Below are 20,365 nucleotides of genomic sequence, written 5' to 3' on the forward strand. Positions count from 1 at the left end.
TCGCTCTAAAGTGGAATCCTGACTATTATTTCTCATCGTAACAAAATTTATTAAAATTAAATTTTGTTACCGAAATAAGTAACCTTTACAATTTCGACGCAAGAAGAAATTACATCCAATATTCGGCAAAGTTTATGTGCTCAACTATTGCGATTTCTTCTTGCGTTGAAATGACAAGAGTACGGAAAACTTGAAACTTGAAACTTGAAATTTGAAATTTGAAATTTGAAACCTTGTTTTCCCAAACCTCTAAGATAAAAAAATAATGTTTTGCTTTTAGTTAATGCACCGTATTGTTTTTTAGCAGGCAACTAATAATTAGGAGTAAAAAAGAAAGTAGAGAAGCTCCGATTCTGATAAGATGCAGATTGTTCCATTTTACTTCAAATTTATCTCGTAAAACAGTGGCTTCCTGAAGCGTTATCGAGGTCAGATCTGTTTTGTCGAGCATATTGTTAAGTGGAATATTGCCCAAAAGAGTCACAAGAAAAACACCAGCAAAGTAAATAAGTGCGGCGCTAATGGTAAGCCAAAAGAGCGTAGTATCTGATTTGTGAAAATAAGCTGTTATAAAAGACAACAACATCGAACCGAAAATAATCAGAAAGAATGAGGGATTTAAAATGGTGCGATTCATATGTTGGAAAGCTCTGAGGTAATTTATAGCATCAAGTCTTCCAATTCCGGGTGTTATGGCATTGCCCCAGGTAAAAAAGATACCTGCCAGTAGTCCGGTAAGCAATGTTGCCAGTAGCAGAGTAATTGTTTTAGTATCAATGATTAGAGTGTCCATGATTTTTGCTTTTTAGTTAACAATGTAAATGTAGACCTATTATTTAAAAACTATTTGTTTGAGAAGGAATTGGATTTGTCTGAAAAGAATTTCTGGAGAAAGGAACTCTGTTTTTTTGTGAAATGATATTGGTGAGATGTTAGATGTGGGTTATGGGTTGTGAGACTTGATTTTGGGAGTCTTTTTTTTAATTTTATGGAAATTATTTTATGGTTTTTATGTTGTGTTTTGTAGTTGAATGTTAGTCCGAATAAAGTTAAATGTTATTCTGGTCGAAGTTGAAGGCTGCTCAGAGCGAAGCCGAATGTTACCCTGAGCGGAGTCGAAGGCTACGTAAGAAACTGCACTATTTTTTAGTTTAACAGATTATCCTTTAGGAACATCTAACTATTCAATTCCTTTAGTGATAAACGAGATTTAAACATTCTCCTTATTGATCCATTTTCCAACAGTTGGAGGTGTATAGTTCCTCATTTTATGCAACAGATCATCAATGGTATCGCTTACTAAAAGCATTTCCTGATTTTCGTTTTTTAAGAAACCTTTCTCAACCATAGTATGCGATAACTCTAAGAGAGAATCATAAAAACCATTGGTGTTTAATAGGGCAATTGGCTTTTTATGCAGTCCTAATTGTGCCCAGGTCAGCATTTCGAAAAGCTCGTCCAGTGTCCCGAAACCGCCCGGAAGTGCTATAACACCATCGCATAAATCATCCATTTTTGTTTTTCTTTCGTGCATGCTTTCTACTAAAATTAATTCGGTTAAGCCTTGATGTGCAATTTCTTTTGAGCGTAGAAAGTCTGGAAGTACACCAATTACTTTTCCGCCTTCATTCAGAACACCATCAGCAAGGGCCCCCATTAAACCTACATTTGCACCACCGTAAACCAATTCTATGTTTTGTTTGGCTAAGGTTTGTCCCAACAAAGTTGCTTGTTCTTTATAAATTGCTTCCGTTCCAAAACTGGAACCGCAGAAAACGCTTATTCTTTTCATACTGTATTTGTTTATTTTTTTAGTTCGTACACAAAATTATGACGGGAAGGTTCGTTGTAATAAGCTACGTTGAGTTCTTCTACTTTGATGGCACCCAGTTTTTCTATTGCTTTTTGTGAACGGTAATTTTCTGCTCCAATATGAAATTGAACCTTATCTACCACTTTAAAAACATAATCTAACATCATTTTTTTTACTTGTGAATTAAATCCCGTTCCCCAAAATTTTCTTCCGTAAAAAGTATAACCAATAAAAACACTTTTATTTTCAGGTTCATATTCATAAAAACGAGTGCTTCCGGCTATTTCATTGGTGCTTTTATCGATGATCAGAAAAGCGCCTTTGCTTTCCATTGCTCCTTCGAAAAAGTTTTCAAAAACGGCTCTCTCATAACGGTTTTTATTGGGGTGTTGCTCCCAGATTAAGGGATCAGAAGCGACTTTATAAAGGCGTTCAAAATCGGTTTGCTGTAGCGGTACTAATTTTACAAATTCGTTTTCTAATACTTCAGGCTGTAAATTTAAAAGTGATGTACTCATAATTATGATGTAATTTTTAAACTGTATTTTTTTGATTTGAACGGGCTAAGTTTTTTACTATTTCTTTTGGTTTTCTGTTTTTATGATTTGTTTAATGTACCTACTTTAAAGCATATCGAAATCCAAAAACGGCAAGATCTCCCTGCATAAAATCCAGATCTTCGGATCGTTTGAAACCTAAATTTTCATACATCTTCCAAGCTGTTTTCATGGCCAAAGTGCTGTGAATAATAAGTTGATTCAATTGGTTTGATTTGGCTTTGTTGATGCATGCTTCAGTCAGAAATTTGCCGATTCCTTTTCCGCGGGCTTTTGTGTCTACGCCCAATAATCTGAAACCTGCCGTATTTTGTTCCTGGGTTGCAATACCTCCCGAACCGTAATATTTCATGTTATTGAAATAAACCACAGCACCCAGAATGGCATCTTGATCGTCGGTGGCAACTAAAAGTTCTGTTTCGGGATGATTGGTAAAATCACCAATATTCGCTAGCATTTTGTAATAGTTAGGCTGCTCATTTTCTTTCGGGAAACCATCGAGTTGTGAATATACAAGAATAAGGAGTTTTCCTATCTCGTCAAATTCTGAAGGATGTGCATTTCGGATGGTACAGTTTGAAGGATTCATATATTGGTTTTTTATTTGAGATTTTTCCACCATTGTTGGAATTTTTGTTCTTCGTTTTTTAACTCAACGAATTCCCCAATCATTGGCGTTACTAAAGGAATCGGATTTATTTCGTTTTGATTCAATTCGGTTACTCTTTTCAAAGGTTCATCCCAGGGATGATTGGCCAAAGGGAATTTTGAAGAGTGTATCGGAAACAATCGCTTGGTTTTTAGGTCTTTTGCGGCTTGAATTACATTTTCGGGTAGGTTGTGAATGTATTTCCATTTTACATCATATTGACCATTATCAATCAAAGCAAGATCAAAAGGACCGTATTTTTCTCCAATAGCAGCAAAATGGGTATCATAACCACTGTCTCCTCCCAAATACATTTTAAAAGCTGGTGTTTGTAAAATAAAAGAGAGCCAAAGTGTATTGCAGCGTTTAAAAGCACGACCGGAGAAATGTCTTGTGGGTGCTGTGTAAAGTGTAATATTGGCATCAAGCTCTATTTTTTCATGCCAGTCTTTTTCAATAATGATTCCGGGAGAAAATCCCCAAAATTCAAAGTGAGAACCAACACCAAGACCACACACAATTTGTTTTGTTTTTGGCTTTAGTTTTTGAATCGTTTTATAATCCAAATGATCATAGTGATCGTGTGTAATCAAGAGATAATCAATTTCCGGAAGGTCATCAACAGTATAAATGTCGGTTCCTTTGAATGCTTTTGTAGTACCGGCAATAGGGGAGGCGTTACCGCTAAAAACCGGATCGACCAAAATTCGTTTTCTGTCGATCTGAATAAAATAAGAAGAATGCCCGAACCAGACCAAAACATCTTTATCAAGTGAGAGGTTTACCAAATCTGTTTTTATCGATGGTATTGGATTGACAGGGATTCGGTGTTCTTTTCTTTTAAATAAAAATTCGTATAATACTCCTGCCATTGTATATCCTTCGGTAAGATCCGGAGTAAAATGTTCATTTTCGAACTTTCCGTTTTTATAATTCGGTGATTTTTGAATTATTGAGAGCCTTTCGCCAGTTGGAGCTTTACCAAATCGTGCATCTTGTAAAAAAAGATAAACGGCTAAAAATAGCAGTAGTATAAGAGTGATAGTCATAGATTATTTAGGAGGGTATAATTTATTTAGGTATTCAACTGAAAGTGAAATCATTTCTTTAAGCACTTCAACATCAATATCTGTTAACTTTTTAATGTAGATGCAACCTTTTCCTGTTTTGTGCTTTCCAAACTTTGTCAGTAGTGTTTCTTTGTCATCAAAGGAAGAATAGAGATAAAGTGATATTGCCTCTTTTCTCGGTGAGAATGCAACCAGTGGAGCATCACCTTCACGACCGCTGGCATATTTATAATGATAGCTTCCAAAGCCAATAATGGCAGGACCCCACATTTTGGGTTCAAAACCGGTTTGTTCCTGCATTAATTTGACAAGTTCAAACGAATCATTTCGTTTCGTCATATCTTGAACAGCCGTAATAAAATCGTTAACACTGCCTTCCGTTTCTATTGTTTTGTTGGTAGCCATGACAGATTATTTTTCAGTTAATAAATCACTTTTTAATAATAAGGTTTTGATTTTAGTTTCAGTATGGTAAAATAAATCAGCATTCGTATTCATCTGATTCTCTAAAATGATCAAACTGACATCGCTCTTTGGGAAGTATAAATTTACGGAAGAAAAACCATCACCGAGACCAGAATGACCAATATATTTTTGGTTTGCCTGATCGACGATTCGGATTCCATAACCATAACCTTCTTTTTCTTTCCCGAAAAGATTATGTTGTGATTTGACACTATAGTGTATCATTAATTGATAGGTCTCCGGCTTCAGGATTTTTCCTTTGTGGAGATTATTGTTCCAAATTGAGAGATCGGTTACTGTTGAAATAATTCCATCGGCGGGAACGTTTTCGGGAGTAATTTTAGTTTTTTCAACTTTATTAAAGACGTTTTTATCATTTATATATCCCGTAACCAAATGTCGATTTTTGTTTTCATCATAACAGAAGGTATTTTTCATTTTCAATTCTTTAAACAAAGCATTTGCTACTTCGGAATACTTCTTTTTGGTGCTAAATGCTACGATTTGTCCGGCCAAAGAAAAACTTAAATCACCATATTTAAAATCGGTTCCGGGTTTAAAAAGTAATGGCTTTTGTAAATTGATAATACCATGTGTGTGATTTAGCAATTGATGAACCGTAACAGAATCTGCCCATGTTTGTGTTAGATTTGGAAGGTATTTTTTAATGGGGGCTTGTAAATCAACACGCCCTTTTTCAACTTCTTTTAAAAGTAAAACAGCTGTAATTTGCTTGCTGTTGGACATGATTTCAAATTGGCTGTTAAGGGTCAATGGCTTTTTTTTATCAAAATCAGCATAACCATACGCTTTAGAATAAACCGGTTTTCCCTTTTTTGAAATAAGAATTACACCATTAAATTTTGGTTCTGTAACTTTTATTAAACTATCTGTCTGAGTGAATAAAGGATCTCTTTTTTGTGAAAAGGAGTTGCAGCTTGAAAGTAAAAATAGAAAGGATAATAGAATTGAAGTTTTTAGGAGTTGAAGCATTTTTTAGGTCGGAGTTGTTTTTTTGTTTTAGTATTGGTCTCAGTGTCAGTCTCAGTTTCAGTTACAGTGTTTGCCTAACTGTTGGTAGTAGTTTTTGTTTTGTTTGTTTTTAAAACATTCCATTTTCATTAATCATTTTGGCGGGTACACTTTGTCCCAGATCCCAAAGTTCGACTATTTTTCCGGATTCAAATCTAAAGAGATGAATGACGGCCACACCCGAATCATTGGCGTTTTGTTTGATATGTGAATGTACGGCAACTAAATCTTTATCTGCTATTGCGTGATGAATTTCAATAGTTTTATTGGGATTCTGTCTGGATGATTCTTCCATTGCCAGCATCAGTGTATTAGCGTCTCCTTTAAAATAAACATTATGATGCTTAAAATTTTTGCCCACATAAAGACGAAATGCCTCATGCGAATGCCCTTTTGCAGCGAGTTTTAAAAAGTCTTTTGCAATATATTTCTTAGTCATGATTTCAAAGATTAAAAAGCTAACTAAGTTATGAAATAACTGTTTAAGAATTTAAAAAATTATCGCTTTATTAACTTTGCGTTTAAGCTTTTTAACCGCAAAGCACGCAAGGTTTTTTGCTGGTGTTAACCGCAATGCTCGCAAAGTTTTATGTGAAAAGTTGTCTTTCTCTAATCTTCGTGAGCTCCTATGTTTGCAGTGAAATTTTTTCACGCAGATTTGCTTCGCCAGTTCGCTATCGCTCGGGTAGCAGATTTATTCAGATTGTTTTTATCTGAGCACAAAACAAATATCGGCTTAATCTGCAAAATCTGCGGGCAAAAGACTTTGCTTTGTGTTAATGCTTTGTGGGCGTAAATCTTCGCGGGCTTTGCGTAAATCTTTGCGAACATTGCGGTTAAGCTTTTTATCCGCAAAAAACTTCAAAGAATAAGCAGAACTGACAAATCTGAATTAAAAGCTTTAGTTATAGAATTATTTTTCCGATAATCTTTTTTCGTTTTCGGTCTGTGGTTTGTCTTTACCGTTTGGTTGGCCTTTTCCGGTTGTAATTAGATTTTTTAGACTGTTTTGAATGTAATTGGTCCAGGAATCTCTGCAGATCTCAAAACATTCATAATCCGGAACCAAACCAACGTGCGTAAACCGCAGCTCTGTTTTATCCTCTTTTTTGTTGATTTCAAAAGTAGGTTTTGTGCCGGTCCATTCTTTTTTATCTTCGGTAAATTTGAAATAGTTTTCTTCTATCAGCCAGACTATTTTTTGGTTTGGAATCACTTCGATCAATTTTATTTTGCAGCGATGTACATCCTCGTAATGATAGTTAAACACCTCATTCAGTTGAGTTGTATTTCCTTCGATTTCTTCTGACCACCAGCCGCGAACATTTGTAATGGCATTAAAAACAGCTTCAGGGGAATGGTCCATTAGTAACGTTGTGGTAAAATCTTTTGCACTCATTTGGTATGATTTAGAAATTAGTCTTACAAATATACGTTCTAAAAATCAATGCGTTAGGGATGTGAAAAGACAATTTTGAGGTGGGAATCGGACAAAGAGAATTTTAGATTTTAGATTTTAGATTGTGGAGTGTAGATCTTAGATTTTGAACTATGTGCCAAAGACTAAATACTAAAAATCGAGGGACTAAGGATTCTAAAATTTAAAAAAGCAATTTTTCAATCCAAAATCCGATTAAAAACCGGATTTTGGATTGAAGCAACAGTTAGAATCTACTGTTTGAACTTGTGAAGTCAACTATTAAAGAAAGCTGATTCAGTTTTTTATTTTTTCATATTCGTGTTGATAACAGTCAGTACATTCGTCGAAGAGGTATAATTTGTTGTTTTTTATTTCAAATACTATGTTAGCAGGAGGGTAACCAATAATCATTTTTCTTAGGTCTCCATAACGCATTGATTTTTTGACTTCGATTGAATATGGGAATTCTGAAACTAGTTTTCCGTTTTCGTAATGTTTAATAACACAATTGCAAAATTCTAAAACAACTTTTTTATTTTCAGATTCGGGTGTCAGTACATGGCCTACGAACCCACCGGAAGCTTTTATCCAATTCCATTTTCCAATTAGTTGTGTATCAGTTGTGTGTTCCGTATTATTTGTTTTGTTCCCTCTCTCATTCAGTTTCGTTGTAGCAGTGTCGTCATTGTCGCAAGATAAACTGAGCAGTAGTGTGATAAATGCATAAGTTACTTTTTTCATTTCTTTAGGTTTTTGGTAAGATTTAACTTTGATTTTTTTATTCAAGTGGTTGATACATAGATGTTAGTTTTTCCGAATGGTTGCTTGGTAATTTTATATTTCCTTAATTTTAATCTTAATAGATAGTGATTGTTTTAAATCAAAAATCCGACCTGTTTTCACAAATCGGATTTAATAGTAAAAATTGAAATCAATTATTTTTTTGGACTTTTTGTGTTTTTTTCGGTGTCCATCATTTCCATGAGTTTCAGGCCAAGAAGTCCGCTTATAGAGCCATCAGAACCACCGTTACCGGTAATTAAAACATCCGGAATTACTTTGATGTTTCCTTTGCCAATTTCTTCGGTTACTTTGTATTTGGTGAAATTATCACCGCCCATAGCCGTAACTTGTAGCTGGTAAGATTCAGCTGTCGATTTACCAATCGCCATAATTTTTTCTGCCTCGGCTAAACCGGTTTTAGAAATTCTTTCGGCTTCGGCACTTGCGTTCAGTTTTGTGGCTTCGGCTTGTGCTCCGGCTCTGGCTTTGGTTGCTTCTGCTTCTGCATTCGCACGCATTTTTGTCGCTTCGGCTTCGGCATTTACATTTAATTTTAAACTGGTCGCATCTCCTTCTGCTTTTTTAACCGTTGCGTCTGCAGTACGCTGTGCGATTTCAACACTTTGCGAAGCGCGTACAATTTCTTTTTGCATATCGGCAATTGCCGTTTCTTTCTCCATTCCCTGACGCTGTTCTTGCGCCATTCTTTGGGTTTGATAGGTTTTTTGTTCTTCTTCCGCCAGTTTTCTGTCCGTAAGGGTTTTCATCAATGAATCCGGTGGAACGATATCTCCAATTAAGGTATCAACCGCATTTACGTTGTACTCATCTAATACCAATTTGATATGATTTTTGGCAGATTCCTGACGCTCTTTTCTGGTAGATAAAAATGAAATTACATCACTGTCCTGAGCAGAGTTTCTAAAATAGTTACCAATAGTGGGTTCTAAAACCTGAGAAACCAGATTGTTCATGCTTCCGAATCGGGCAATTACTTTTGGAGCTTCATTAGCGGGCACGTGAATAATCTGAGCAACATCCAGATTAAATGGGAAACCATCTTTTGAACGTACGGTAATGGTCGATAAATTTTTATCTAAATCATGAGATTCACTTCTTGCGTTTGCCCAGTTTAAAACCAGATTCGTTGTCGGAACCGGTTCCAGTTTTGTCGTGTATTTATTAAGGGCATATTTTCCGGGACCAAAAGGTTCCATCCAAACACCACGCTGTCCTTTAGAAACAATATTCCCGTGTTTGAAAGTGTCTCCTGTTACGTCCTGTCCGTCTTCACCAATATAGGAAATTACAACGCCAACATAACCAATTGGTACATCGGTCATCGGGTTTTGTTCGATCAGAATTCCCCAGGTATTGATGTAATAAGATCCGGCAAGCATTACCTGAGGTTGCAAACCACGATTTCCACCTTTGTCAAGGAAATGATCAAAATCCTGAAAGTTATTGTGTCCGTCGATAAATTTACCTGCAATTTGCCCTTGTGGAATTGGTTCGCCATCAAGGGCTGTCACAATACCGATCATGTTTTCGTAAATCTTAATCTGATCTGCAATAACAATTTCAAATAAGAAAGTATTAATACGATACGAACCAGTAGTAATAAAAGCGGTCTGACGTCCTTTTTGTCCTCCATTGTTTAAGAAAGCGGTGGCATCCTGAAAATTGTCGCTGTCTACTTTTCGGGCCAGAATTCGTCCGGTTGGGATTTCTTTTCCGTCTTTACTCAAAACGAGTCCGATTTTACCTTCAGGGATCAGGGTAAAACTTGTCATGTCAACGGTATATTGCCAAATCCACATTCCCCAGTACAATCCGGGAGCTAAGGTTTGTGCCTGAAAACCGGCTTCGCCTTTTGTGGCAATAATTCTGCCGTCGGGAAGTGATTTGTCGGTGCCAAACAGAACAAATTTCTTGGTTACAAGACCAATTTTATCTTCAGGAACAATCACCATTCCGAAGAAAACGCGAAGTACAAATTTGTAAAACAAGATGGAAAGTACAATCAGTAGAATCCACCAATAAGAAGTAATTTCAGTCATAATTATTTATAGTTTAGACTACAAACGTACTGCAAATGTTTCCTGTTAAAATGAAATTTTTTTAAAATTAACATTTACTTATTTTTAAGTAAAAATGTTTAAAAAAGGTCGATTTTATATCGTTGGAATTGTCAATTTGTGACACGATTTTTTGCCGTGTCAACTATGATTGGTATTTTGAGTTTTAACAATTTAAAAGGGCAATTGTTTTATTTTGGATAAGGTTGGATGAGGAATGGTTTAAATGGATTTTGAAATAAAAAAATCCGACTTGTTTTGCACAGATCGGATTTACTAATTAATTCAAGTTGCAGGTTTAGAAGTGTAAAATGTATATTGTAAAATGTATATTGTAAAATGTATATTGTAAAATGTATATTGTAAAATGTAAAATGTAAGCTTGGAAGCGTTACATATTGTTTAATCGCTGTTTCTACTTAATAATATTGTCTTTATGAGCGTTTGCCTACTATAAACAAAACTTACGGTGTTCCGCGTCTCACAACTCACATCTCACAACTCATAACTCAGAACTCATAACTCAGAACTCACAACTTGAATTAATTATTCCAGTTTTTTTATAATTTGAATCGCTCCTTCTTGTAGTCCTTTGAAATAATCTCCTTTTTTTAGTTCAGGAATTACAAAGGAAGTCAGGATGCTCTCTACTTCTTTGTCGCTAAGTTTGTTTCGTAATTTGTCTACTCCACGAATTTGTATTTGCCTTAATTGTTTGCTTATCACAAGTAGAATAGAAGCATCTATTTTTAGATTGGCATTCAGGTATTTGTCTAGTTCTAACGAATAATCGGCCAGTTCTGTGTAAGGACCCAATGTGGGCGTGGTCACAATAAGCATTTTATTGTTTGTTTTGGTCTCGCAGGATTTTAAGGCTTCTTGTAAGGTTTCAATCTGTTTTGGAGTCAGAATCTTTTCGAAGTCGTTTACATAATCGTATGATTTTGCGAAAATATTTTGGGCTTCTGTTTTGGCCTGTGCAAAAGAATTGGTAGAAAAAAGAACAGTAAGCGCAAGGATGAAAACTATTTTTTTCATAATTAGGATTGTTTTTTTCGGGTTATTCTAATTTCTTTAATATTTGCGTTACGCCATTTTCAAGGCCTTTGTAATAGTTTCCTTTTTTTAATTCCGGAACGACAAAAAGCGCTGCGATTTCCTCTATTTCCTTGTCGGAAATTTTACTGTGTAGTTTGTTAACACCCTGAATTCGCATCTGCCTCAATTTCTCACTCATAATAATTAAAATAGAAGCGTTTATCTTTAGGTCATTGATCAGATATTGATCTAAATCCAGCGTGTAGTCAGAAATATTGGGGTAGGGTTGTAGAGAAGAAGTGGTTACAATTATAATTTTATGAGTTGACTTTGTCTCGCCAGATTTTAATACAGTGTTTAAACCTTCTATTTGCTTTGGAGTGAGTATTTTTTCAAAGTCATTTACATAACTGTATGCTTTTGCAAAAACATTTTGATTTTTGGTCTGAGCAAATAAAATAAAAGGGAAAACTAAAGAAATTACAATAAGGAAAACTTTTTTTTTCATGAGGAAAAGGTTTGATTTGGGTGCGGCAAAATTAGCATTTTATTATTGTAAATCAGTTTATCAATTGGAGTTAAAAGTTAATTTTTAATGAATTTTTTATGGGTATTAAAAATAAAAAAATCCGATTTGCGTGGACAAACCGGATTTTAGGATAAAAATAATAACAAACGTCTGTAGAGACGCACAGCAAACGTTCGTAGAGACGCACAATAAATGTTTGTAGAGACGCACTGCAGTGCGTCTCTACAGCGGTGTTTTTATTGCAATAGGGACACACCATGAATTGATATTTCGGCTATTGAAATTGGGGCATTTTTCAGATTGTTTTTTAGAAACTGTGATGATTTCCTCCTTTTTTAATCCTGAATTGTAATAATAATTATTGTAATCTTCTGCATAAATCCATGCATCACTAGAGCCATTTTGCATAACGGCAGTATTGAAAATAAATAGGTTGGATTGTTTTGGGATGTAATAATTGGGATCGATTAGACAGCCCCAGAGATTTCCGAAGAATGTAGTAGTGAAGAGTAGGCAAAGTATAACAAACAAGAATGTTGTTACTATATATTTTCTGTATTTCATTAGATAAGATTTGGGTGTCAGGAAGGTATAAAAAAATCCGATTTGTGAAAACAAACCGGATTTTTAAATTGAAAAATTATATAACATTTTGTCGTGGAGACGCACTGCTGTGCTTCTCTACAATGCGTTTCTACCGTACATTCGTACGGCACTATTTTTTACAAGTGAATTACTTCGCCGTAAGCATCAGCAACAGCTTCCATAACAGCCTCGCTCATTGTTGGGTGAGGGTGAATTGCTTTTAGGATTTCATGACCTGTAGTTTCCAGTTTACGAGCTACAACTGCCTCAGCAATCATATCTGTAACACCTGCACCGATCATATGGCATCCTAACCATTCTCCATATTTAGCATCGAAGATTACTTTTACGAATCCGTCTGAATTACCTGCCGCTTTTGCTTTTCCTGAAGCTGAGAATGGGAATTTACCAATTTTTAATTCGTATCCTTTTTCTTTCGCTTGTTTTTCAGTTAAACCAACAGAAGCGATTTCAGGAGTTGCGTAAGTACAACCCGGAACGTTTCCGTAATCGATCGGATCTACATGTAAACCTTTAATTTTTTCTACACAGTTAATTCCTTCAGCAGAAGCAACGTGCGCTAAAGCTTGCCCTGGAGTTACGTCTCCAATTGCATAATAACCAGGGATATTTGTTTGGTTGTATGCGTTTACCAAGATTTTATCACGGTCTACTGCAATACCAACTTCTTCTAATCCGATGTTTTCAATGTTTGTTTTGATCCCAACTGCAGAAAGTACGATGTCAGCTTCAAGGATTTCTTCTCCTTTAGCTGTTTTTACAGTTGCTTTTACACCAGCACCAGTAGTATCTAATTTTTCTACAGAAGAATTAGTCATTACTTTGATACCTGCTTTTTTCAAAGATCTTTCAAATTGTTTTGAGATATCTTCGTCTTCTACCGGTACAACATTTGGCATAAATTCTACAATAGTAACATCAGTTCCCATTGAGTTGTAGAAATGTGCGAATTCAACACCAATTGCTCCTGAACCTACAATAATCATAGATTTTGGTTGTGTTGGTAATGTCATTGCCTGACGGTATCCAATTACCTTTACACCATCCTGTGGTAAGTTTGGTAACTCACGAGAACGTGCTCCTGTAGCAATGATAATATGGTCTGCACTATATTCAGTAACTTTATTGTCTTTGTCTGTAACGTCCAGTTTTTTTCCTGGTTTTAGTTTTCCAAAACCTTCGATAACGTCAATTTTGTTCTTTTTCATTAAAAACTGAACTCCTTTGCTCATTCCTTCTGCAACGTTACGGCTACGTTGTACCACTGCCGGGAAATCTTTGTCAAATTCAGTAACTTTTAATCCGTAGTCTGAAGCATGTTTCAAATAATCAAAAACCTGAGCCGATTTTAATAATGCTTTTGTTGGGATACATCCCCAGTTTAAACATACACCACCTAAGTTTTCTTTTTCAACTATCGCTACTTTAAAACCTAATTGTGAAGCTCTAATAGCTGTTACATATCCACCAGGACCACTTCCTAAAACAATAACGTCGTATTTCATTTTTTTTGCTTTTAGTATTACTACCGAAAATGAAGTTTTTTAGATCCGAAACTCATTTTCAATTTCTTTGTTATTTGTGCTTGCGAATTTAAGGAATTATTTTAAAAAATGTGAGAAGTAAGATGTGAAAAGTAAAATGTGAAAATGGGAGGTGTAAAAAGGTGGTTTCGCGGGATATTAAAAAGATTGGGTTGTGAGTTGTGAGATGTGAGTTGTGAGATGTGAGTTATGAGTTATGAGTTTTGCGTTGTATTAATAGAAAAAAGTAAAATGTGAGATGGCTTTTTTTAATTTTGTATCCCACATTTTACTTTTTACATCTCACATCTCACAACTCACAACTTCATAATTAAACCTGAATATGTCCCCAATTTTCTCCGCTGGCGATTCTTCTGATTTGCATTTCGCTTACGCCAAATTGTTTGGCAATCATTTTAAGACGTGTTTTTTGCTCGGGTCTGGCGAGTATTTTTTTGATTAACATTACCTTAGTAGTCGTCAGTTTTCTTCCATCGGCTTTGAGATTGTGCTCGATCAGATTTTTTTTGGCCTGGATTACACGTGGACTTTTACGACTGTGCGCCATCATTTCGGTTTTTGTCGCCCAACATAAGTTGTTGATGTCGTCGTTACTCCTGTTATAATCTAAATGTAAAACATAGGTTTGCTCTTCAGATTCTTTTGGGATGAAATAATGGGCAACCAGTTTGTATAAAAACAGGTATTTATTGATAATTTTGTCGTCTTTTTTGACTTTAAATCTAAAAGTTGGATAACCGTCGCTCAGGCCTCCCTTTAAGAGACGGCCATTTTCCATTTCGTCTGTAAAGCTGATTAAGCGGCCTCTGTTCGAAATGGCATATCTAAGTTGTAATGAGGCGTTTATTTCTATTTCTTTGAATTCTTCGTTTGGATAAAATCTTATTTGCGGCATTTTTTTTATCATTAAAATTTGTGTCTCAAATATAAATAATAAAGAAAAATGAAGAGCTATTGTGCTGGTTGTGAGACTCAGTTTTATGATTCCTATAACGCTATTTTAACTTTTTTAAGAATTTTTTTAGGAATTAGAACTTGCTTTGATTGTGCCGGATTTTGAATAACAACTATTTTCTAAGAAAAAAGGGTTTAGAGTGTTTTACTGATTGAGCCAGTTTTTAAAATTATTGATTTCTTTTTTGCTGATTAGTATAGGATCAGATTCTAAAGGAGAGGTCGTAAGTTTTAATTCGATTTTTTGATTCGAATGCTTGATCACTTCTTTTATAGTATTTCTGCTCACGATATATTTACGGTTAACTTTAAAGAACGTAACCGAATCCAGATTGTGAATAATATCGGTAAGTGTATTGTTGTACAAATAGCTGTTTCCTGAATTTACATAAATAAAAAGATGTTTACCCGAGGCTGCAAAATAGGTAATGTCATTTTCGTTGATAGAAACAAGTTTGTAACCGTGATTGACCAAAAAGTGACGTTGTACTTTATTGGTTTCAGGGTTTTCGATGGCAACAAGAGATTGTATGGTGGCATCGCTATTGAAAGTACTTTTTATTTTTTTGAACTTTTCGAGTGCTTCCAATAGATCTTCTTCCTCAAAAGGTTTTAAGAGATAGTCGATTGTGAAATGTTTGAAGACCGTTATCGCATAAGAATCATAGGCGGTAACAAAAATAACAGGGCAGGAGATTGTGGTTTTTTCGAAAATTTCAAGACTTTTTCCGTCGCCGAGATGAATGTCCATAAAGGCCAGGTCGACAGTGTTTTTGGCAAAAAAAAGAACAGCTTCTTTTACCGATTTCAGAATGGTGATTTCCGCGATCTGTAGAATATCTTGTTGCTCTAAAATAGATTTCAGATAACTCGACGCAAGATATTCATCTTCAACAATGGCAATTTTCATCTTCTTTTTCGAATATTAGGTTAGTTATACTTCTAAGATAGAAGCGGGTATTTTGGCTCTGCAAATATATTAGTTACGCTTAATAATTAATAAAATCGGATTGTTTTTTTATTGAATTTTTGTGAGATTCCGATTTGTTTTCGCATGATAAAAGTGAATCAACTGATTTATTTCTTTAATTATGGCGCAAAAAAAAAGTCCAGCGGTAAAGCTGGACTCTTTAAAAAACAAATAGGCATTATAGATTGGGGTTGTTCAATCTCGCGTTTGCCGGATAAATAATGGTGTAACGCGGATCATTTTGTATTAGAGTGTGAGTCTCTCCAGTGAAAGTATGAATGATTTGTTTTTGAGAGGTTCTTCTCAAGTCAAACCAACGTTGTCCTTCTACTGCAAACTCACGCTGTCTTTCGTCTAAGATAAAGTTGTTTAAACTAGTTGCATTCATTGCATTGATTGTACTTTCAAGCTGTGTGTATCCAGCCGGAGTATATCTGTTTTTGATAAAACTTAGTACGATTGTTTTAGCATCGGCAAGTTTGTCTAATTTTAATGAAGTCTCAGCTTTTGTCAGATACAATTCAGATGTTCTGAAAGTACATTTTTGGTTGATATTAGCTCCTTTTTGAATTTTGAAAAGGCTTCCGCTTTTTACAAAATATAGAGGGAAACGTAAATCTTCTGTTCTGTTGTAGGCTGCAAGTAGGTCAGTCGAAGCAAAAGAAGCACGTTGAAGACCGGTCATGTATCCTTCTTCCAAAGCTAAAATAGATTCTTTTGAATCGTATTTATTTGCAAGGACCGGAGTTGCTTTTAAGTCAACAAGATTGTTGTTAATTGCCAACGCTTTATTAGCAGCATCCAAGGATTTCTGCCATTGTTGCAGGTATAAATAGATACGGCTTTCGAAAGAGTACAAAGCAACTTTAGAAAAACGATAATTAAGACCTGTTGCCTGAGTGTCTTTGTTGATTAATTGTCCAGCCTTATCAGTATCTGAAATAATTTGATTGTAAATTACTTCAACGCTTTGAGGCATAAAAACCTGCTCTAAATCAATCTCAAGAGCTAATGGTACTCCTTTGTCTGATGCAGCAGTTGCTGGGTTGTAAGGTTTTCCGAAAAGGTTAATCAAATCAAAGTAAGCCATCGCTCTTAAAGCATAAGCTTCTCCCAATAATTGACTTTTTTCCGGAGAATCAGCTAGTTTAGATGACGCGTCATTGATAATTACATTCGTATAAAAAATTGCAGTATATAAATCCTGATATTGAAAAGCTTGCGTAAAACGATCCGGGTTAGCATCTTTCCAGGTATAAATGTCTTTGTAGAGATTAATTTCATCTCCATATTCATCCATACTTAATTCGTCAGTACGAACTGCAGTTAATGATTTATGCTCCGGATATGCGTCATATCCTCTTGTTAAAACAGCACGATATTGATCTAATGTTTCTGGAATTACTCGGCCCATAGGGGTAACATCGAGATAATTATCACAGCTTGTTATTGCAATTGCAGCAACAAAAAGTAGTATGTATTTTGAGAATTTTTTCATCTTTAATTTTGTTAGAAAGTTACATTACATCCTAAAGTGAATGATTTAGGAACAGGTTGCGCATAAATATTTCCGAAAGTTTCCGGGTCAAAGTAACCTTTATAATCAGAGCTGATTACGAATAGGTTTCTTGCCTCTACATTAAGTCTAATACTTTGAATGTTGATTTGATCTGTAAACGCTTTAGGGAATGTATATCCTAAACGTACACTGCTCAATCTCATATAGCTCATTTCACTAGTCCATGTGTCTAAATAGTTCATTGTTGGTATTGGATTTCTTGTCGAAAAATATTGATAAGCCATCCAAGAATCTCCTGTACCGGATGTCTTGCTTGTAATTCCAGGTAAGTTAGAAGACGTGTTTGTTGGAGACCATGCATCTAAGATATCTCTGGTGTAATTTTGCCCTCTGTCAACTAGTGTTCCGTTATATGGAGGAGTTCTTGTAACGGTTTGCTTGATATTAAAAGAAGCCGCGATAGCAAGATCAAAATCACCTACTTTAAATGTATTTGTTAAACCTCCTGTAAACTTAGGATCTCTGTCTCCTAAATAAACAAACAAGTCTCTAAATTCAGTCGGTGTTAATTTTGAGTCAGCAAATTCTCCAGGTAAGAATTCAGCCCAAGCGTCATATAAACCAAAGAAAGTTTGAGCATTTACAGTTTCTCCTTTTTTATTTACAAATAATGGATAACCATTTTCGTCAATACCGTTTGTTTTAAATCCAAATACAGCATTTACTGCGTAACCTTCCTGATTTGGTAAAAAACTGTTGTCTCTTACTGCAAGACGATCTACGTTACTTTTGTTGTGAGAGAAGTTAATACTTGTATTCCATTTAAAGTTTGGACGGTCGATATTTCTTGTAGACAAAGTAATTTCGAAACCTTTATTGGTTACTTGCGCCCAGTTCATGTTAGTGAATTCAAAACCATTTTCTAATGGAAGTGCTTTTAGACCAATTAAGTCTGTACTTTTTCTTCCATATACATCAGTTACAATGCTGATACGGTTATTAAATAAACCAAGATCCATACCTAAGTTGGTATTTTCTGTTTTTTCCCAACGTAATTTATCATTTGGAGGGCTCACAACATTAATAGTAGGTTCTGCTTGTCCCGGAAGGATAACTGCTGTACTGTTTGTACCAACTACATAAGGCGAAGTATTTTTGTCAATATTTCCTTGTAAACCATAAGAAGCACGAAGTCTTAAGTTAGAAATCGTTAGATTGTCTTTTAAGAAATCTTCTTCAGATACTGCCCAAGAAGCAGACGTTGACCAAAGTGGTAAATATTTGTATTTTGGATCTACACCAAATAAATCAGAACCATCATATCTAACACTTCCAAAGAAGCTGTATTTTCTGTTGTAAGTATAAGCAGCTGTTGCGAAGAATGATGCAAAAGCATTCTCATTTTTAGATTTAGCGTATGTTCTGTAATCAGATTCTTTAGCAAGACCGGCATTTGGGAAAACAATTTGCTGTGTAGTTAAATTATTCTCGTCAAAACCAAACCCTTTAGTGGCAATAGTTGTGTTGTAATTTCTTCTTAATTCATTACCAACCATTGCTTCAATTTCGTGTTTTTCTCCTATGGTTTTAGAGTAATTCACCATTGTTTTCAAGTTGTATTGAAAAAAGTCTGAGTTTGTATTTTGGATTACACCACCAACCGGAAGAAAGTAAAGTTGCTTACCACCGCTAAAGTAACTTGTTTTTTCTTTTAGGTTTCTTGTGTAATAAGTGTCTTTACCGGCGAATTTCTCACTAGCTGTATTATCTAACTGTAAACCTAATTGACTTGTTATTTTTAAATTTTTGGTAAATTTATATTCAGCATCAAACAACGCTTTTAAGGCTCTTGTTTTTAATTCGTGTGAAGTATTTGCTCTTTCTTCCAAGAAATTAAAAGGTACCTGACGCTCTGAATATCCTGTAATATCTTTATCGTATTTGTAACTTCCATCGGCATTGTATGGAGTTAAATATGGATTTACGTTTCTAGAGTACGTTGACGGACTTGTAAAAGCGTAAGAATCTGTTAAATAAGAAGAAGTTATATTTTGAGAGCCAAAAAGACTGATACCAACTTTAAATTTGTCAGTCATTTGGTAATTGTTTTTTAAGGTTACGTTGTAACGCTTGAAACCAGTTCCGATAGTTGTTCCTTTTTCATCATAGTAACCTAAAGAGAAGTAGTAATCAGACTTTTCTCCACCACCGGCTAAGCTTAAACCATGTTGTGTATTGATCGCCGTTTGGTATAACAGGTTACCCCAGTTGGTATTGTTACCTCTTAAACTGTTGATAGCTTGTTGTGTATTTGGACGCAAAGAAGAGAATCCACCGGTTCTGAAAGCATCTAATTCATTCGATCCGTTAAGGATACGAGCTATATCACCACCGGTGTCTCTATAGGTTAAGTCTGAACGTCCTGCCATATAAAGTTCTAAATCTACTTTTTCAGAAGAATTCATTAGGTTCAATTTAGAAAATTCAGGTCTTTGTGTAATAAAAGTATTGGTGTTAAAACTTACCACCATTTTACCGGCTTTACCTTTTTTAGTCGTTACTACGATTACACCATTTGCAGCACGTGCTCCATAAATAGCTGTTGCAGCAGCATCTTTTAAGATGGTAATATCTTTAATATCATCCGGGTTTAAGCCCGCAATAGAGTAGTTGTTTAAGACGTCGATATTGTCTTTGTCAAAGTTTTTAGGGATATCGTTTCCTTCTAATGGTAAACCGTCAAGTACCCATAACGGATCTTGTGCACCACTTAGAGAGGCAGTACCCCTGATTCTGATTTTTGCAGGTGCTCCCGGTGCTCCGGATGGTGTACTAACAGCAACCCCGGCAATTTGTCCAACTAACAATTGGTCAATACTCGAAACCCCTGTTTGCTGGATAGCAGCCATATCAATTTTTGTAATGGCAGAAGTAAGCTTTCTTTTCTCAATTTTTTGGTATCCTGTTACTACTACCTCTTGAAGTTTGGCAGTCTCAGATCTTAAAGTGATCGTATAATCTTTTTGAGATGTTGATAGCTCTAAAGTATAAGAAGTATATCCCATAAAGGTAACCCTAAGGGAAGTAACGTTTTTTGCTATTTTTAATTGAAACTTACCATCAAAATCGGTAGTAGTTCCAATAGTCTCACTTTGAATAATTCCGGCCATTGATGTTTTGCTGGAAATAGAATTGCTTTCGACAAAAATGGAAGCTCCGGGAATTGGAGATTTATCATTTTCGTCCAGAATGATTCCCGAGATAGTTCGGGTTTCCTGCGAGTATCCTGCGATGGCCAGGAGCAGCAGAAGAGCATGTAAAAATTTTCTCATGTTTTT

19 protein-coding genes are annotated in these 20,365 nt (G+C 35.3%); all 19 read right to left on the reverse strand.

What is annotated here, in order from left to right; genetic code table 11:
* Positions 1 to 280 precede the first annotated feature (280 nt).
* The 19 genes from G3A47_RS14595 to G3A47_RS14685 all read right to left on the reverse strand — a co-directional run bounded on the left by G3A47_RS14595 (position 281) and on the right by G3A47_RS14685 (position 20,359).
* Positions 281 to 793: an anthrone oxygenase family protein gene (locus tag G3A47_RS14595; RefSeq protein WP_166923575.1), complete on the reverse strand. Its 513-nt coding sequence runs from the start codon at positions 791 to 793 to the stop codon at positions 281 to 283.
* A gap of 417 nt (positions 794 to 1,210) precedes the next feature.
* Positions 1,211 to 1,792, reverse strand: coding sequence for an LOG family protein (locus G3A47_RS14600; protein ID WP_166923577.1), 582 nt, complete (start codon positions 1,790 to 1,792; stop codon positions 1,211 to 1,213).
* An 11-nt stretch (positions 1,793 to 1,803) separates the two neighbouring features.
* A complete protein-coding gene (locus G3A47_RS14605) occupies positions 1,804 to 2,331 on the reverse strand; it encodes a GNAT family N-acetyltransferase (protein ID WP_166923579.1) in 528 nt (175 codons plus the stop codon).
* A 100-nt stretch (positions 2,332 to 2,431) separates the two neighbouring features.
* A complete protein-coding gene (locus G3A47_RS14610; protein WP_166923581.1) occupies positions 2,432 to 2,959 on the reverse strand; it encodes a GNAT family N-acetyltransferase in 528 nt (175 codons plus the stop codon).
* Between the two features lie 11 nt (positions 2,960 to 2,970).
* A complete protein-coding gene (locus tag G3A47_RS14615) occupies positions 2,971 to 4,068 on the reverse strand; it encodes an MBL fold metallo-hydrolase (protein ID WP_166923583.1) in 1,098 nt (365 codons plus the stop codon).
* Positions 4,069 to 4,071: 3 nt separating this feature from the next.
* Positions 4,072 to 4,494 carry a DUF1801 domain-containing protein gene (locus G3A47_RS14620; RefSeq protein WP_166923585.1) on the reverse strand — a complete coding sequence of 141 codons (423 nt, stop codon included), beginning with the start codon at positions 4,492 to 4,494 and terminating at the stop codon, positions 4,072 to 4,074.
* A 6-nt stretch (positions 4,495 to 4,500) separates the two neighbouring features.
* Complete coding sequence (locus G3A47_RS14625; protein ID WP_166923587.1) at positions 4,501 to 5,547, reverse strand: serine hydrolase domain-containing protein; 1,047 nt, start codon at positions 5,545 to 5,547, stop codon at positions 4,501 to 4,503.
* Between the two features lie 109 nt (positions 5,548 to 5,656).
* Positions 5,657 to 6,025 carry a nuclear transport factor 2 family protein gene (locus G3A47_RS14630; protein WP_166923589.1) on the reverse strand — a complete coding sequence of 123 codons (369 nt, stop codon included), beginning with the start codon at positions 6,023 to 6,025 and terminating at the stop codon, positions 5,657 to 5,659.
* Between the two features lie 474 nt (positions 6,026 to 6,499).
* A complete protein-coding gene (locus G3A47_RS14635; RefSeq protein WP_166923591.1) occupies positions 6,500 to 6,985 on the reverse strand; it encodes an SRPBCC family protein in 486 nt (161 codons plus the stop codon).
* A 315-nt stretch (positions 6,986 to 7,300) separates the two neighbouring features.
* Positions 7,301 to 7,747 carry a hypothetical protein gene (locus G3A47_RS14640; protein ID WP_166923593.1) on the reverse strand — a complete coding sequence of 149 codons (447 nt, stop codon included), beginning with the start codon at positions 7,745 to 7,747 and terminating at the stop codon, positions 7,301 to 7,303.
* Positions 7,748 to 7,941: 194 nt separating this feature from the next.
* Entirely contained in the window at positions 7,942 to 9,849 is a 1,908-nt protein-coding gene (locus tag G3A47_RS14645) for an SPFH domain-containing protein (protein WP_166923594.1), read from the reverse strand.
* Between the two features lie 564 nt (positions 9,850 to 10,413).
* Entirely contained in the window at positions 10,414 to 10,905 is a 492-nt protein-coding gene (locus G3A47_RS14650) for a TPM domain-containing protein (RefSeq protein ID WP_166923596.1), read from the reverse strand.
* A gap of 22 nt (positions 10,906 to 10,927) precedes the next feature.
* Positions 10,928 to 11,413 carry a TPM domain-containing protein gene (locus G3A47_RS14655; RefSeq protein ID WP_166923598.1) on the reverse strand — a complete coding sequence of 162 codons (486 nt, stop codon included), beginning with the start codon at positions 11,411 to 11,413 and terminating at the stop codon, positions 10,928 to 10,930.
* A gap of 243 nt (positions 11,414 to 11,656) precedes the next feature.
* Positions 11,657 to 11,998: a hypothetical protein gene (locus tag G3A47_RS14660; RefSeq protein ID WP_166923600.1), complete on the reverse strand. Its 342-nt coding sequence runs from the start codon at positions 11,996 to 11,998 to the stop codon at positions 11,657 to 11,659.
* 158 nt (positions 11,999 to 12,156) lie between these two features.
* Positions 12,157 to 13,545, reverse strand: coding sequence for a dihydrolipoyl dehydrogenase (lpdA, locus tag G3A47_RS14665; RefSeq protein ID WP_166923602.1), 1,389 nt, complete (start codon positions 13,543 to 13,545; stop codon positions 12,157 to 12,159).
* A 349-nt stretch (positions 13,546 to 13,894) separates the two neighbouring features.
* Positions 13,895 to 14,479: an NUMOD4 domain-containing protein gene (locus G3A47_RS14670; RefSeq protein WP_166923604.1), complete on the reverse strand. Its 585-nt coding sequence runs from the start codon at positions 14,477 to 14,479 to the stop codon at positions 13,895 to 13,897.
* Positions 14,480 to 14,683: 204 nt separating this feature from the next.
* Entirely contained in the window at positions 14,684 to 15,448 is a 765-nt protein-coding gene (locus tag G3A47_RS14675; RefSeq protein ID WP_166923606.1) for a LytR/AlgR family response regulator transcription factor, read from the reverse strand.
* Positions 15,449 to 15,686: 238 nt separating this feature from the next.
* Positions 15,687 to 17,006 carry a RagB/SusD family nutrient uptake outer membrane protein gene (locus G3A47_RS14680; RefSeq protein ID WP_166923608.1) on the reverse strand — a complete coding sequence of 440 codons (1,320 nt, stop codon included), beginning with the start codon at positions 17,004 to 17,006 and terminating at the stop codon, positions 15,687 to 15,689.
* A gap of 11 nt (positions 17,007 to 17,017) precedes the next feature.
* On the reverse strand, positions 17,018 to 20,359 hold the full coding sequence (locus G3A47_RS14685; RefSeq protein WP_166923609.1) for a SusC/RagA family TonB-linked outer membrane protein: 3,342 nt from the start codon (positions 20,357 to 20,359) through the stop codon (positions 17,018 to 17,020).
* Positions 20,360 to 20,365: the final 6 nt, after the last annotated feature.

Source organism: Flavobacterium poyangense (assembly GCF_011751075.1).
Taxonomy (GTDB): domain Bacteria; phylum Bacteroidota; class Bacteroidia; order Flavobacteriales; family Flavobacteriaceae; genus Flavobacterium; species Flavobacterium poyangense.

Bases quoted from the DNA above. Each gene is read 5' to 3' on its own strand.
- G3A47_RS14670 (WP_166923604.1), bottom strand. From the start codon at position 14,479: ATGCCGCAAATAAGATTTTATCCAAACGAAGAATTCAAAGAAATAGAA.
- G3A47_RS14680 (WP_166923608.1), bottom strand. From the start codon at position 17,006: ATGAAAAAATTCTCAAAATACATACTACTTTTTGTTGCTGCAATTGCA.
- G3A47_RS14600 (WP_166923577.1), bottom strand. From the start codon at position 1,792: ATGAAAAGAATAAGCGTTTTCTGCGGTTCCAGTTTTGGAACGGAAGCA.
- lpdA (WP_166923602.1), bottom strand. From the start codon at position 13,545: ATGAAATACGACGTTATTGTTTTAGGAAGTGGTCCTGGTGGATATGTA.
- G3A47_RS14650 (WP_166923596.1), bottom strand. From the start codon at position 10,905: ATGAAAAAAATAGTTTTCATCCTTGCGCTTACTGTTCTTTTTTCTACC.
- G3A47_RS14635 (WP_166923591.1), bottom strand. From the start codon at position 6,985: ATGAGTGCAAAAGATTTTACCACAACGTTACTAATGGACCATTCCCCT.
- G3A47_RS14675 (WP_166923606.1), bottom strand. From the start codon at position 15,448: ATGAAAATTGCCATTGTTGAAGATGAATATCTTGCGTCGAGTTATCTG.
- G3A47_RS14655 (WP_166923598.1), bottom strand. From the start codon at position 11,413: ATGAAAAAAAAAGTTTTCCTTATTGTAATTTCTTTAGTTTTCCCTTTT.
- G3A47_RS14630 (WP_166923589.1), bottom strand. From the start codon at position 6,025: ATGACTAAGAAATATATTGCAAAAGACTTTTTAAAACTCGCTGCAAAA.
- G3A47_RS14645 (WP_166923594.1), bottom strand. From the start codon at position 9,849: ATGACTGAAATTACTTCTTATTGGTGGATTCTACTGATTGTACTTTCC.
- G3A47_RS14605 (WP_166923579.1), bottom strand. From the start codon at position 2,331: ATGAGTACATCACTTTTAAATTTACAGCCTGAAGTATTAGAAAACGAA.
- G3A47_RS14620 (WP_166923585.1), bottom strand. From the start codon at position 4,494: ATGGCTACCAACAAAACAATAGAAACGGAAGGCAGTGTTAACGATTTT.
- G3A47_RS14595 (WP_166923575.1), bottom strand. From the start codon at position 793: ATGGACACTCTAATCATTGATACTAAAACAATTACTCTGCTACTGGCA.
- G3A47_RS14610 (WP_166923581.1), bottom strand. From the start codon at position 2,959: ATGAATCCTTCAAACTGTACCATCCGAAATGCACATCCTTCAGAATTT.
- G3A47_RS14685 (WP_166923609.1), bottom strand. From the start codon at position 20,359: ATGAGAAAATTTTTACATGCTCTTCTGCTGCTCCTGGCCATCGCAGGA.
- G3A47_RS14625 (WP_166923587.1), bottom strand. From the start codon at position 5,547: ATGCTTCAACTCCTAAAAACTTCAATTCTATTATCCTTTCTATTTTTA.
- G3A47_RS14640 (WP_166923593.1), bottom strand. From the start codon at position 7,747: ATGAAAAAAGTAACTTATGCATTTATCACACTACTGCTCAGTTTATCT.
- G3A47_RS14615 (WP_166923583.1), bottom strand. From the start codon at position 4,068: ATGACTATCACTCTTATACTACTGCTATTTTTAGCCGTTTATCTTTTT.
- G3A47_RS14660 (WP_166923600.1), bottom strand. From the start codon at position 11,998: ATGAAATACAGAAAATATATAGTAACAACATTCTTGTTTGTTATACTT.